10 protein-coding genes are annotated in these 14,059 nt (G+C 44.6%); 8 read left to right on the top strand and 2 right to left on the bottom strand.

The annotated features are described in order from the left end of the window. Window positions 1-838, top strand: an 838-nt coding sequence (locus NCCP2222_RS03640) for an SLC13 family permease (RefSeq protein ID WP_248509684.1), incomplete at its 5' end; no start/stop codon positions are given. 28 nt (window positions 839-866) lie between these two features. Then, window positions 867-1,283 (top strand): VOC family protein, encoded by a 417-nt coding sequence (locus NCCP2222_RS03635; RefSeq protein WP_248509683.1) that lies wholly within the window; start codon window positions 867-869, stop codon window positions 1,281-1,283. 36 nt (window positions 1,284-1,319) lie between these two features. On the opposite strand, the gene NCCP2222_RS03630 is transcribed toward NCCP2222_RS03635, so the two are convergent. Beyond that, entirely contained in the window at window positions 1,320-2,183 is an 864-nt protein-coding gene (locus NCCP2222_RS03630; RefSeq protein ID WP_248509682.1) for a YitT family protein, read from the bottom strand. A 194-nt stretch (window positions 2,184-2,377) separates the two neighbouring features. On the opposite strand from NCCP2222_RS03630, the gene nhaC reads away from it, so the two are divergent. Next, complete coding sequence (gene nhaC, locus NCCP2222_RS03625) at window positions 2,378-3,838, top strand: Na+/H+ antiporter NhaC (protein ID WP_248509681.1); 1,461 nt, start codon at window positions 2,378-2,380, stop codon at window positions 3,836-3,838. 54 nt (window positions 3,839-3,892) lie between these two features. Here the strand turns inward: nhaC and NCCP2222_RS03620 are convergent, their stop codons facing one another. Next, window positions 3,893-5,134: an HTH domain-containing protein gene (locus NCCP2222_RS03620; protein WP_248509680.1), complete on the bottom strand. Its 1,242-nt coding sequence runs from the start codon at window positions 5,132-5,134 to the stop codon at window positions 3,893-3,895. A gap of 85 nt (window positions 5,135-5,219) precedes the next feature. Here NCCP2222_RS03620 and NCCP2222_RS03615 point away from each other — a divergent pair, with 85 nt between their 5' ends. The 5 genes from NCCP2222_RS03615 to helD all read left to right on the top strand — a co-directional run bounded on the left by NCCP2222_RS03615 (window position 5,220) and on the right by helD (window position 13,982). Continuing rightward, window positions 5,220-6,332: a mandelate racemase/muconate lactonizing enzyme family protein gene (locus NCCP2222_RS03615; protein WP_248509679.1), complete on the top strand. Its 1,113-nt coding sequence runs from the start codon at window positions 5,220-5,222 to the stop codon at window positions 6,330-6,332. Continuing rightward, complete coding sequence (locus NCCP2222_RS03610; RefSeq protein ID WP_248509678.1) at window positions 6,329-7,012, top strand: GNAT family N-acetyltransferase; 684 nt, start codon at window positions 6,329-6,331, stop codon at window positions 7,010-7,012. Before NCCP2222_RS03615 ends, NCCP2222_RS03610 begins: the two co-directional genes overlap by 4 nt. 758 nt (window positions 7,013-7,770) lie before the next feature. Beyond that, window positions 7,771-9,459, top strand: a complete 1,689-nt coding sequence (locus NCCP2222_RS03605; RefSeq protein WP_248509676.1) for a methyl-accepting chemotaxis protein — start codon at window positions 7,771-7,773, stop codon at window positions 9,457-9,459. A gap of 200 nt (window positions 9,460-9,659) precedes the next feature. Beyond that, a complete protein-coding gene (locus tag NCCP2222_RS03600; protein WP_248509674.1) occupies window positions 9,660-11,348 on the top strand; it encodes a methyl-accepting chemotaxis protein in 1,689 nt (562 codons plus the stop codon). 390 nt (window positions 11,349-11,738) lie between these two features. Next, on the top strand, window positions 11,739-13,982 hold the full coding sequence (helD, locus tag NCCP2222_RS03595; protein ID WP_248509669.1) for an RNA polymerase recycling motor HelD: 2,244 nt from the start codon (window positions 11,739-11,741) through the stop codon (window positions 13,980-13,982). The last annotated feature ends 77 nt before the right edge of the window (window positions 13,983-14,059 follow it).

The following is a 14,059-nucleotide window of genomic DNA, read 5'->3' as shown; positions in this document are numbered from 1 at the left end:
GCATTCAAGCTTTATTAATGAATCCATACGCGGAATCGGGTTCCGTGAAAAATACAATGTCAACATAATCGGCTTAAACAGGCAAGGGGAGTATGTAGTCCGTGATATGACGAAGCAGCGTCTGCGTTTCGGGGATTCGCTGTTGATCCAAGGTGCTTGGGATTCCATTGAACTGCTAGCCAAGGAAACGAAAGATGTCGTAGTCATCGGCCAGCCGAAGGAACATGCGGGGGCTGCTGCTGCAAGTGGAAAAGCGATGATTGCGGGGGCAATTATGATTCTCGTAGTCGGTTTAATGATCTTGGAGTTATTCCCCGCTGTCATTTCGGTTTTAATTGGAGCCGTGCTTATGATTGTAACAGGGTGTGTCCGTAATATGGATGATGCTTACGGGCAGATCAACTGGGAAAGCATCGTTCTTATTGCAGCCATGCTTCCAATGGCAACTGCGCTTGAAAAGACAGGTGGCATGGTGATGCTGGCGGAAGGAATTGTGGATCTGCTTGGCCCAATTGGTCCGGTTGGTGTATTAGGAGGGATATTCCTGCTCACCATGCTGTTTGGCCAGTTTATCAGCAACACGGCGACGGCGGTTATATTTGCCCCAATCGGGTTAAGCGCTGCGCTTAGTATGGGAGTCAGCCCCTATCCATATTTGATTGCTGTTGCAGTGGGAGCGAGTATGGCCTTTTCGACTCCTGTTGCTTCACCAACTAATGCACTCGTCATGACAGCAGGCAATTATCGTTTTAAAGATTTTGTCCGTGCGGGTGTTCCATTGCAATTCATTATGTTTGTTGTCATGCTGATTGCCATTCCGCTTCTCTTTCCGTTATGATGAAATTATATGAAAGGAGTGGCTTATTATGGCAGTCGATATCTATTTGACATTCAACGGTAATTGCAAGGAAGCAATCGAATTTTATTCTGAAGCATTCGACACAGAGACATCCCATTTGATGACGTTTGGGGAAGCGCCGCCGAATCCTGAGTATCCCTTGCCGGACGAGGCGAAAGAATTGATCATGCATGGCAGATTGACCATTAACGGAAGTACGATCATGTTTTCCGATACGTTTCCAGGTTCACAAGTGGTGGCAGGATCGAATATCAGCTTAGCCATCCAAAGTGCTGACCGTGATTTCATCCAAGATTCCTTTGAAAAGCTGAAGCAGGGCGGAAATGTGAAAATGGAACTCCAAGAAACTTTTTTCAGTAAATGCTACGGCAGTGTCAAAGATCGTTTCGGTATCGAATGGCAATTAAGCTACGAAGAAAAATGACAAAACGGGCGGCGCATTTAGCGCTTCGCCCGTTTTTTAATGGATCGCCGACTTAAACGTTGCTCCGTGTGTTTCTTGAGTATTCATAATTGTGACAAAGGCAGTCGGATCGACATCCCGAACAATTTGTTTCAATTTGGAAATCTCCAACCTGGTGACTACGACATAAATGACATCCTTTTCGTTGTCGCTAATGCCGCCTCTACCATGAAGTTTTGTTACACTCCGTCCGAGCCTCTGTACAATCGCTTCACTTAACTCCTCGTATTCATCTGAAACAATGATGATCGCTTTTGTTTCATCCAAGCCTTGAATGACCATATCGATCATTTTGGAAGCGATATAGTAAGTCAAAATGGAATACATCGCTTTTTCCCATGTCAAGACGAAACCAGCCCAGCCGAAAATGAAAATATTTAAGAACATGACAAATTCACCCACCGAGAAAGGTATGCGTCTTGTCAATAATATGCCGAGAATTTCCGTTCCATCCAGCGCACCGCCGTTTCGTATGACTAAGCCTACACCCGCCCCTAGAATTAATCCACCAAACACAGTGGCGAGCAATGGGTCGGTTACAAACGGTCCGACAGATTTCAACGGAAACTCGATAATGGCCAACAATGCTATGGCGAGTACCGACGAAACGAAGAAGCTTTTGCCGATATGTTTAAATCCAAAGAAAAGAAATGGCAAGTTGATGAGGAGAATCAAAATACCGAAGGGAATGCCGGTGATGATATTCAACAATAGGGAAATACCGATAATGCCGCCATCGATGACAGAATTCGGTATAAGAAATAGTTCCAATGCAACAGCTGCCAAAGTAGCGCCAATTGCAATTAGTAAATAACGTTTCATTTGGTCACTGAATTTCTCTTTTTTATGCTCCCTTTTCATGTATGGAAACAGCTCCTTTGGACGTTCGGTATACGGTTTTTCATATGAGAAAAATTGCGTATTTTAACTATAACACTGAAATCGCTTTCAATAAAATGTTGACAACTTGCCAATTAAAATATAATATTCTATTATTAACGACTATATAACGACATTTTGGAATCATTTGACATCTTAGAATCGGGGGAATGAATATGGGTAGACGAACAGATAAGAAAATTGGCTTTTTCATGGCCATCTTGCCGCTTTTTATTATGATTATGGTCATGCTTGTGACGGTCGTCAAATTGGAGCAAGGACCGCATATGCCTCTTATCGTCGGTACGACGGTGGCCGCTCTAGTTGCATGGAGAGCCGGCTATAGCTGGAAAGAAATTGAGGAAATGATGTACAAAGGGATTCGTTTGGCGCTTCCTGCTGTCGTCATCATTATGCTCGTCGGCCTTACCATTGGTGCCTGGATGGGTGGCGGTATTGTTGCTACCATGATCTATTACGGTCTGCAAATCATTTCTCCATCATGGTTCCTTGTCGCTATTGCAATTATTTGTGCTATCGTTTCTCTAGCCATCGGCAGCTCATGGTCGACTATGGGAACAATCGGTGTGGCAGGTATGGGAATCGGTATGAGCATGGGGATTCCGGCCGGCATGGTCGCTGGAGCCATCATCTCCGGAGCATATTTTGGAGATAAAATGTCACCGCTTTCAGATACAACTAACTTGGCGTCTGGTCTAACTGGAACGGACTTATTCGACCATATTAAGCATATGATGTACACGACAATTCCCGGTTTGCTGATCGCATTGGGTGTTTACGGTTTTCTAGGTAGAAAATTTGCCGATGGAAACATGAAGTTGGATGAGATTGCTCAGACAGCAAGTGTGCTAAAGGAAAGTTTTCTCATCTCTCCTTGGCTATTGCTTGTTCCTCTTGCGGTCATCGTTCTCGTCGCTACTAAAGTACCTGCGGTGCCTGCATTGCTTATCGGGATCATTTTAGGCTTCATGTCCCACATTTTTATCCAAGGGGGCACGGTGTCCAGTGCACTTGGCGCGTTGCAAAGCGGCTTTTCCATTGAAACGGGCAATACGATGGTGGACAACCTCTTTAATGGCGGCGGTTTGGATAATATGATGTATACCGTTTCCATGACGATTGTTGCGATGACATTTGGTGGAATTCTCGAGTATTCTGGCATGTTGCAAGCAATCATGGACCAATTATTAAAGGTGATTAAATCGACGTTTAGCCTTATTGCGTCCACGATCGCTGCCTGTTTCCTGACGAATGCTTCTTGTTCGGAGCAATATATCTCAATTGTTGTCCCTTCTAGAATGTTTACAAAGGCTTACAAGGAAAGAGGAATTCATTCGAAGAACTTGTCGAGAGCCTTGGAAGATGGCGGAACGCTCACCTCCGTATTTATTCCTTGGAATACATGCGGTGTCTTTATCCTTGGTACGTTGGGAGTAGGCGTGGTGGAATATGGGCCATATGCTATTCTGAATTACGCTGTTCCAATTCTATCACTCATTTTTGCAGCGACTGGCTTCTCGATTGTTAAGTTAACAAAGGAAGAAATAGCAAAAGCAAAAGAAGCGGAAGCTAATTCCGTAATAGAGGAAGAGAAAGAGCTTCAAATGGAAAGGTAATACAAGAAATAGAGCAACACTAAAAGAGGAAAGTCCATTACAGGGCTTTCCTCTTTACCATAGCGGGAAGTTCAGTTCATACAGAGCTCGGGGACGTCCTTGTTTATAGGTCATCTCCTCACCAGCTATCCTAATATATCCACATTCACTCATTTTCTTAATAGTACGTTCTGCTGTCCGTCTCGTCACATTCATATAGAGAGCCAGGTCATTTGCAGAAAATTGTTTGGCATTCCGAAATTTCCCGAACTGCATAACTTTAGATATGTTGGCGGGACTTAGTTTCGTTTTTTCCGCCAATTCCTGCATAATCGGATTCTGCACTTGCATGTCTATTCGGTCATCCAAATGATCCGGGAGAGGGCCCCGTAATTGCTTGGAACCATCCAACACATAGAACTCATCAGGACGGCGACTTAGAGACAGGGCTTGCTCAGCGTGTTGGGTAGCCTCAATTGTCGATTCTCCAGCTCCAAATGCCATGTGGGCTTTGGAGGAAAGTCTTTGAAAAAGCTTCTGAAAAAGAGGTGTGGCCACAACCTTGTCAATGTTGCCTAATGTAGTAAATACACTATGTCCATTCGCAGAGGTAGTTACATGTCCGTGTAGCAAGCTTGCCAATTCGGACGCTTCCTCAAGTGGAGAATCCAGAGGTGACATGGGACGGATCAAACCTACGGCAACCTGGGAAGACTTACTGCGTACGAAGAGTGCTTTCTGTTTTGCTTCCTCCAGCGTCTGCAAAATATTGCTTTCCGGGTCAATCATTTTCATAGCGGGTACTTGTAGCTCGGCCAGCCGTTCATAAACCGCATGTATACTCGTAACGGCCATTACTGTTTTTCCGTCACGGTATAAGGAACGGTGAAAGTCCGTAATCGTTTCAATGGAGTCCTGAGGGTGAATCGGAAGAATATAAGGCATAGTAACCGTTTGTCCCAAGTCATTTAATACATGCGTCATGTGAATCGGTTCGCGAATATCAATTGAAATGGCCTCCAGCTGTACTTGTTTTGTTGTGGATAAATAGAGGAGCGTCATCGCAATTGCTGTCTCATTCTGTTTTAAATAAACAGCAGGAATTTGCAGTTTTTCCAGTTCATCCAGCGACACATGATAAGGCAAGGAACCTGAAAATAAGATGGCATCACAAGGTGTTAATGTAGGGATAATCGATTTTGCCTCTTTTGGATGCTCGTATATATAAGAAACCAGAGAAATATCCGAATTCGGATCGAGCAGCCTGACGGTTCTCTCACAGAATTCCTTTGAGCCAATCATAGCAATAATAATCATAAATCCTCCTGAATATATAGCGACTATTTAACGACAATGATACAATATTTAGTAGAGAAAAGCCAATTAGAAAGGAAAATGTTTCATGAAAATTACAAGTATTGAGGTATATGGAATCCATCTTCCGCTATATGAACCCTTTGTTATTAGCTATGCATCTTACGACACAATGCCATCCATCATTGTAAAGATCACAACCGACACAGGACATGTCGGCTATGGAGAAGGGGTGGCGGATGAGCATGTCACAGGAGAAAGCTGGGAGAGCACTTTTGCTGTACTGCAGCATACATTGGCGCCAAAATTGATAGGAGAAAATCCCGCGAATTTTGAGAAGATCCATGAGGTAATGGACAAGGCAATCTATGGAGTGCCGACAGCCAAAGCGGCCATCGACATTGCTTGCTATGATCTAGTCGGGAAAGCGCTTGGTGTGCCTGTCTACCAACTGCTCGGCGGCAGATACCATGATGAATTTCCGATTACCCATGTGTTAAGCATCGCTGCTCCGGAAGAGATGGCCGGTGAGGCAGAGAACCGGGTATCTGAAGGCTACCGTTCGTTAAAAATGAAAGTCGGCACGGATATGTGGAAGGATGTCGAACGAATTCAGGCGGTTCGTGAACGGGTGGGAGAGGAAATTGCAATCCGCGTCGATGTGAATCAAGGATGGAAGAATAGTTCCACAACCTTGCAAGCGTTAGGAAGGCTGGAGCAATGCGGTTTGGACTGGCTGGAGCAGCCCGTCCTGGCAGATGATATTGACGCAATGGTTGAAATCAAATCTAAAACATCGGTTCCAACAATGATCGATGAAGGATTGCGCGGCCCGCGTGAAATGCGAGAGATTATTGCAAAGAGGGCTGCGGATAAAGTAAATATCAAATTGATGAAGTGCGGAGGAATCTATCCCGCAATGAAATTGGCTCATATGGCCGAAATGGCAGGTATCGAGTGTCAAATCGGTTCAATGGTTGAATCGTCTGTCGGATCTGCCGCCGGTTTCCATGTCGCCTTCTCAAAACGCATTATGACAAGTGTAGAATTGACCGGGCCATTAAAGTTTAGTGAGGATATCGGAGATTTGAAATATGACGTGCCGTTTATACGCTTAACCGACCAGCCTGGCCTAGGAGTTAATGTTGACGAAAAGATGCTGGAAAAATTGACGGTCATGACGGAGAGGATTGAAAAATGAGACAGGAGCTTACATTACGGAATGGTCAAATGGTAGAAGTGCGCCAACTCGGAATGGAACAGCTGCCGGAGATTTTATCGCTTCAAGAAAGAGTATATGCCGCCCTCGACACAAAAGAATTTCTTGAGCCGCTCAAGGAGCAGGAATTTGCCTACATACTCGGCGGAAAAGGAATTATGCTTGGTGTGTATCTGGACGGAAAACTGATCGCGTTCCGTGCCATGATGGAACCTGATGTTAATGAGGAAGAGCATCTTGGGTTGGATGTCGGTCTTGCAAAAGAAGAATTTCCAACAGTGCTCTATTCAGAAATTACGAATGTCGATCCGGAGCAAAGGGGAAATAGTTTACAGCGGATTCTAGGCAAAATACTTCTCAGTGAAATTGATCAGGAAAAGCACCGTTACATCTGTACGACGGTAGCCCCTTTCAACATTGCGAGTTTGAAGGATAAATTAGATCTTGGGATGCATATTGTTTCCTTGAAAGAAAAATACGGAACGAAGATGCGTTATATTTTAATGAAGAATTTGACTGCGCGGCCGGTTTATCGTGCAGCAGCCGTCTTTATTACTATGGGAAATATTGAACGTCAGCAAGAGATGCTGAAGAAAGGCTGGGTTGGAGTCGGCATCGTGTTGGAGGAAGACGAGTGGAAAGTAGAATTTCGAAAAATATAGTTGTGAAGGCTTCCATCGAATAAGATGGAAGCTCAGACTGTAGACAAAGTCACTTCGAGATGAATAGAAATGCATAAACAAACCGGCAGGGAGCGCAACTTTGCTTTCCATGAGCTTGGCTTCAGCCAATCGAACAGCGAAGGGTTCGATTTGTATAATTCCTGCGCCTCGCGCAGAAATTATACATCCGTTGCTCGCTACGCATTCGCTTAAGCTCGCAAAAGCCGTACTACGTGACGGCTTTACCTGTGGAGTCTTCATCTCAAGCTATTCCCATAGGAGTCTACGTTGCACTCCCTGCCTTTAATATAATTTCTTTATGATTAAGTAAATATGAAAGTTCCTTTAACTTCCTATATACAAGGTTCATCATTTTAATTATTACTAACATAACTTGTTAGCAGAACATCCGTTGATTGGAGCGGAAGGCGGCGACTCCTGGGGGATGAGCGGGACAGGTGAGACCCCACAGGAAGCGCAGCGGACGAGGAGGCTCACCGCCCGCCCCCCGGAAAGCGACCGCCAGAAGCGGAAATCAACTTTATTAGGAATCTTATGTGAGCAACAGTTGCTTACTATTTTTATACGCGACAACAAATTAATATGCTTTTGTCTACGCTCTGGGCTTCCATCGAATAAGATGGAAGTTTTTTGTATAGGTAAAAAGTTGAATAATGTTAGTGTATTAAAAGTACTATCTAATTGTATTAGTCTGAATTATAATAGAACTATATTATACTTCAAAGGGGTTAGGGGTCATGAAACGTTCTGTAGGTAAAAAGATTTGGGGTGGCTTTCTCACAGTATTACTGATCATGGTTGTCATTGGAGCCTCAAGTCTATGGTCGCTGTTTAAAGTGAGTGACGAATATCGTTTTCTCATCGACGATCGGATGAACAAAATAGTTCTTCTTGAAAAACTGTCTGCTATTCAAAATGAAATATCAAACAACATTCGGGGCTATATGATTTACAAGGAATCGACTTTTTTAGAAAACCGAGATCAATTAAACTCCGAAGCTACAGAAATATTGCAGGAACTTGATTCACTTGTAAAAAGTGAAGAGGCCCGCAATGTGCTGGCTGACGTGACAGACCGAATCAATACATATGAAAGTATGACTGGCTTTATCCTGGAGGATTTCCAAAAAGGAAATGAGAAAAATGCGATGGGGCTCGCATATGAAGCATCCGGTCAGCTAAAAAAGGCGAAGGATGGCATCTCACAATTAATAGAACATCAGAACAAACAGCGCGATACAACTGAAAAAGCACTGCATAATTTACTGCAAACAACTCGCATTCTGACGATTGGCTTGATTGCGCTCGCATTGATTGTGAGTATCATCGTGGCACGGGTCATCAGCAATGGCATTGCCAGACCGGTAGCTTCATTGACAGCGGTTATTAAACAGATGGCGGAAGGGAATTTTGCTTCAGAGCCAATCCAGATCAAAAATAAAGATGAAATTGGAGAAATGGCCTCTGCCTTTAATGTGATGGCGAATGATATTCGCCAGGTCATCTCCAGTACGAGGGAGTCTGCTGTTCAGCTCGCCGTTCAAGCGGAAGAACTATCAGCCAGTTCCGAAGAAAGTTTGGCTGCTTCTGAAATGGTAGCTGAAATTGCAGAGAAAAACATTATGGCGAGTGATGCACAAGTCGCCATTGTACAAGAGTCGAATGCTTCCATGAAAGAAATGGCCACTGGTATTGAACGGATTTCAGCCGAGAATGAAAATATGCTGAAATCTACAGGAGAGGTGACGCATTTGGTTACGGACGGCGCGTCATTAATGACAGAGTTTACGGGACAAATGAAATCAATCAATACGACGATGAAAGAATCGGTAGAGGCAATCTCCGAAATGGCATCCCAATCGGAACAGATTCGCAACGTCACTTCGTTGATCACAGCTATTGCAGAGCAAACGAATCTGCTTGCATTGAATGCGGCAATCGAAGCAGCGCGTGCCGGGGAGCATGGAAAAGGCTTTGCAGTCGTAGCGGAAGAGGTGCGCAATTTGGCGGAGCAATCAAAACGATCCGCTGAGGAAATTGGCAGAATGGTCGAAAATATGATTGATAATGTCCATAATGCCGTAGCGAGAACTGAAGATGGCAGCCGGCGGGTCGCCGATGGATTAACGGTGACTGGAAAGACGAATGAAGTGTTTGAGCAGATAGAAAAGGCTGCGGTCGAAGTAGCTGATAAAGTAAATAATGTCTCTGCAGCAATTGTGCAAATGACTTCCATGGTAAACGAAGTGGCGGTTGGAGCTTCGGAAGTTGAAAAACTGGCAGCCCAAGGAGCTGCGGAAGCGCAATCCACCAGTGCGGCTACAGAACAGCAACTGGCAGCCAATGAGGAGATTTCATCAAGCGCCCAACAGCTTGCCATGCTTGCCGAAAAACTTCAAAGTAATTTGGCACATTTCAATGTGTAATAGGTGTTACCATAGCATTAAATAATAGATGGCTTCCTAGGGAGCCATCTATTATTTTGGATATGAGGAGTTATTTTGGACTAGGAGCAAGTCGGTTTTTATAATCGGAAAGAAATAGGTACTATTTAACTATAATGACCTTTCTTATCTAAATAATTTAGTCTATACTATTTAGGGTTTGATAGTATAGGAGGATAATAATGAAATTTTCTGTAAGCAAAAAATTGTGGGCAGGATTCTTAGGTTTAGTGTTGTTACTCATTGTCTCTGGCGTATTGAACTATTTGACCATACCTGATATCAAAGAGCGATATACATACTTAATAGAGGATCGAATGGAAAACGTCATCACTCTTGAACAGCTGGCAACCAATCAAAATGAACTATCCAATGATCTGCGTGGGTATTTACTATATAAGCAAGTCAGTTACTTGAAAAATCGCAGAGAGTTGCTTGAGAATCTTGATGGAACGATTGAAAAGTTGTCTAATCAATTAAACGATGAATCGGCACTGGCTTTATTGGAAGAAATCAAAGTTGCATCGACAAGTTATGAAGAATTAACGAGTAAGGCAGTCAGCACTTTTAATAATGGAAACGATGTAGAAGCATTGCGATTAGCAGGCGAAGCAGAGCCGTATCAGACGCTCATTTCCAAGAAAGCGCAAGAGCTAACAAAGTTGCAGAGGGAACAAGTAGCGTCAACTCAAAAAAAGCTGGATGACCGAATGAAAGTGACAGGTCTATTCATCCTGGGAGTGATTATAGTAGCTGCTCTTCTGAGTATGGTAATTGCAACCATCATCAGCCGAAGCATTACAAGACCAGTAAAGAAAGTGACTTCGTCACTGAAACAGCTCGCTTCCGGCGACTTTTCCATGGAACCCGTGCATATAAAAAACAGGGATGAAATCGGTGAAATGGCAGATGCATTTAATGAAATGGCTTCCGATCTCCGAACCATTATCAGTTCGACCCGCCAGACGGCACATGAGCTGGCAGCACAGGCAGAGGAATTATCCGCGAGCTCTGAAGAAAGTTTGGCAGCATCAGAAATGGTCGCGGAAATTGCCGAAAAGAACTTGATATCCAGTGATACACAAACAAACCTGGTATCAGAATCAGTTTCGGCCATGGCTGAAATGGCGGACGGCATCGACCAAATTACACACCACAATGAAGCAATGCTGACTTCCACTGAACAAGTAGCTCATCTAGTGGAAGAAGGAGCATCCCTGATGAAGGATGTGTCAGGGCAAATGTCGACCATTTCCAAGTCAATTGAGGAATCTGCACATGTCATTAGCGAGCTGGCGGAGTACTCTGAAAACATCCGCCAAGTGACTCGGTTGATTACGGATATTGCCGAGCAAACGAACCTCCTGGCATTAAACGCGGCAATCGAAGCGGCTCGTGCAGGCGAACATGGAAAAGGCTTCGCCGTCGTCGCAGATGAAGTGCGGAATTTAGCCGAGCAGTCGAAACAATCTGCGACAGATATCGGACGCATGATCGAGACTATTATAAAAAATGTTGCAATGGCAGTCAGCAGTACGGAAGCAGGTACTGAAAAAGTGCAAGAAGGTTTAGGCATTACAGAGCGTACAGGACGAGTCTTTACAGACATCGAAAGCGCGGCAACTGAAGTCAAAGAGAAAGTGCAGTCGGTTTCAGCTGCAATTTTGCAAATCCAACAGATGACAGAGCGCGTGAAAGATGGGGCTTCCCAAGTACAGCATCTCGCTGTGCAAAGTGCGGCAGAAGCACAATCGACAAGTGCAGCAACAGAAGAGCAGCTCGCATCAAACGAAGAGATTTCTTCCAGCGCACAAACCCTTTCAGAAGTAGCCGAACGGCTTCAAAGCGATATGGCCCGTTTTACCATTTAACAAGCCGCGGAGCAGATCAGGCAGAGAAGACAAATCATTTTCTCTGCCTGATTTTTTTTAAATTGGCGACGGACTGATAACATTATGGAAGTGACCGAGAAACATTCAAATAGAATGATAAAAGCAAGGTTGATCGATAATACGTTGAATTTGCCCTAACTGCCAAATAGTGATTGAAAACTTCATTGATAAAACCTGTAAATGACAAAATAAATGGACCCCCGTCCTACCGGAAATCCATTTAAAAAAACATATTCATGCAAGTTTTCTGTAAAGTTGTATTGCCCAAAACATTCCAGCATGGTACAATCAAATTCTTGTTTCATTCCCCAACATCTCAATTACTACATACTGCAGGACGCAAAATATGCAAATTGGAGGATCTGTACTATGCAGAAACACCCTGATTTTGATTTTGAATTGGAGCGTCTCGACTACACGAAAAAATACATGCGAACACTATTGGAAGTGTCACAGCGTGATGTGAAATCCTCGCAGGAGCAAATCCGGCATGCTATGGCTGACTTGGATTATTTGGATTCTAGTTTAAGCTACATCAACATTTTGACCAACACCCGATTTTTTGAAATGGCCCGTTCCCAGAAGGAAGGGCTGGAAGCGATTCAGCAAAAGCCTTACTTTGCACGTATTCATTTCCAATCGGAAGGGGAAAAGGATCAGTTTTTGTATATCGGCAAGACGTCGGTTTTTCATCAGGAGACGCAAGAGCCGATCATAGTCGACTGGCGATCCCCGGTTGCGAATGTTTACTATGACGGCAGATTGGGCGATATGACGTACCATGTCCGTGACGAAGAAATTAGCGGGCATCTTTTTTCTAAACGCCAGTACAAGATCGAAGAAGGCGAACTGCTCGACATTCGAGATATCGACTTGACGACAAACGATGAGTTACTGCAAGAAGCGCTTTCCGGCAAGGCGGATGTGCGGCTTACTGAAATTGTGTCGACGATTCAAGCGGAGCAGAATGAGATCATCCGCGCCAATTTGCATCAGCCAATCATCGTGCAAGGAGCTGCGGGCAGTGGTAAAACGACGATTGCCCTTCACCGGATTTCGTATTTTCTTTATTCGATGACGGATTTTCCGGCGAATAAATTAATGATTTTGGCGCCGAGTAAATTGTTCATGGACTATATTGGAGATGTATTGCCGGAGTTAGGGGTAGGCAACATCTATCAGTCGACCTTTGACGAGTATATTCTCCAGGCAACTGGGTTGTCCTTGAAATTGAGTGACCCTAATCGAAAGCTGGAACGATTAACTGCGGCAATGTCACTGGAAGAAGAATCGTTATTTCTAACTCGGATGAAAGGCTCGCTGCAGTATCGCGAAGTGATGCAGCGCTATATCGAAAAGCTCGAACAGGACACGGCTGCTCTGTTCGAAGATGTGTACATTGATAAATACCGGATCATGAGGGCCACCCGACTCAAACGGCTCTTCCTGGAAGATTTCCGCTACATGCCGATCGAGAAACGTCTTGATCGGATTAAACTCGTCATGCAAACGGAAGTGACCCGGAAACGGAAGCAGCTTTACGCCAACTTATCCGCGAAATATGAGGAGGCCCTCGACAAGGCCCTCTATGGAATTCGGGATGACGAAAAACGGCGCGCACGGATTACTAGGGTAATGGAAGAACGCGATACGAGGTTGCCGGCAATTGAGAAGGAAGGCAAATCGAAGGTTGCTTCCTATATGAGACGATTTAAAAAGCATCATGTGAAGCGGCTGTATCGGAGTTGGCTGACCGACAAAGAATTGCAGGAAGAATTGGCTTTTGATTGGACGCCTGATGAACGCAATTTATTGCTCGATGCACACCGGAAAGAAACGTGGGAGACGGAGGATTTGGCGGCTCTCTTCTATTTGCATGTCAAAATCAAGGGGCTTTCGGATGAATGGAAAATGCGCGTCGTCTTCATTGACGAGGTGCAAGATTATAGTGAGTTCCAGCTGGCAGCGCTGCAGGAAGGTCTAGGAACGGATATGTTCACAATGGTAGGCGATCTGGCGCAAGGCATTCATAGCTACCGGGCATTGACCTCTTGGGAACCGATCCGGGACATGTTTCCCCGGGCGACTTATACGACGTTGCAAAAAAGCTACCGGACGACGATTGAAATTATGGAGCTCGCAAACGAAGTATTGAAGGATATGGAAGAGGAGCTTCCACTAGTCGAGCCAGTCGTCCGTCATGGCCGCGAGCCTGAATTTTATGAGATGGAAAAGTTAGAAACAGAGAGAATCCAGGCTATTTATGGGGAGATTCGCGAGCGCGGCCATCGATCGGTAGCATTAATATGTAAAACAAGGAAAGAAGCTCTGCATATTTTCAACCAATTGGAGAGCGCCGGCATGCTCGTTCAATTGCTGGAGGAGCAATCCGATATCGATGGAGACCGGATGCTGATTGTCCCGAGCCATTTATCAAAGGGACTTGAGTTCGATGCGGTGATTGTGGCGGCTTTCGATGAGCCATTCCGCGATCAGCCCATTGATCGCAAGCTGATTTATGTGGCGATGACCCGGCCGATGCACGAGTTGCATCTGATCACATCCGCAAGTCCGGAAATCTTGGAAAGCGCAAAAAAGACGAGTCATGTATGATAGAGGAAGAGGTCCTGCAAAGGGCCTCTTTTCTTTAATCAAAAAAAATTAAACGAAAACGAAAACTTTCTTCGGCA

It is taken from the genome of Sporosarcina sp. NCCP-2222 (genome assembly GCF_023168145.1).
Classification (GTDB): Bacteria; Bacillota; Bacilli; order Bacillales_A; family Planococcaceae; genus Sporosarcina.
This window is presented reverse-complemented; position numbering and strand designations above follow the sequence as displayed.

Excerpts from the sequence above, each read along its gene's own strand:
- NCCP2222_RS03635 (WP_248509683.1), top strand. The coding sequence starts at position 867 with ATGGCAGTCGATATCTATTTGACATTCAACGGTAATTGCAAGGAAGCA.
- NCCP2222_RS03630 (WP_248509682.1), bottom strand. The coding sequence starts at position 2,183 with ATGAAAAGGGAGCATAAAAAAGAGAAATTCAGTGACCAAATGAAACGT.
- nhaC (WP_248509681.1), top strand. The coding sequence starts at position 2,378 with ATGGGTAGACGAACAGATAAGAAAATTGGCTTTTTCATGGCCATCTTG.
- NCCP2222_RS03620 (WP_248509680.1), bottom strand. The coding sequence starts at position 5,134 with ATGATTATTATTGCTATGATTGGCTCAAAGGAATTCTGTGAGAGAACC.
- NCCP2222_RS03615 (WP_248509679.1), top strand. The coding sequence starts at position 5,220 with ATGAAAATTACAAGTATTGAGGTATATGGAATCCATCTTCCGCTATAT.
- NCCP2222_RS03610 (WP_248509678.1), top strand. The coding sequence starts at position 6,329 with ATGAGACAGGAGCTTACATTACGGAATGGTCAAATGGTAGAAGTGCGC.
- NCCP2222_RS03605 (WP_248509676.1), top strand. The coding sequence starts at position 7,771 with ATGAAACGTTCTGTAGGTAAAAAGATTTGGGGTGGCTTTCTCACAGTA.
- NCCP2222_RS03600 (WP_248509674.1), top strand. The coding sequence starts at position 9,660 with ATGAAATTTTCTGTAAGCAAAAAATTGTGGGCAGGATTCTTAGGTTTA.
- helD (WP_248509669.1), top strand. The coding sequence starts at position 11,739 with ATGCAGAAACACCCTGATTTTGATTTTGAATTGGAGCGTCTCGACTAC.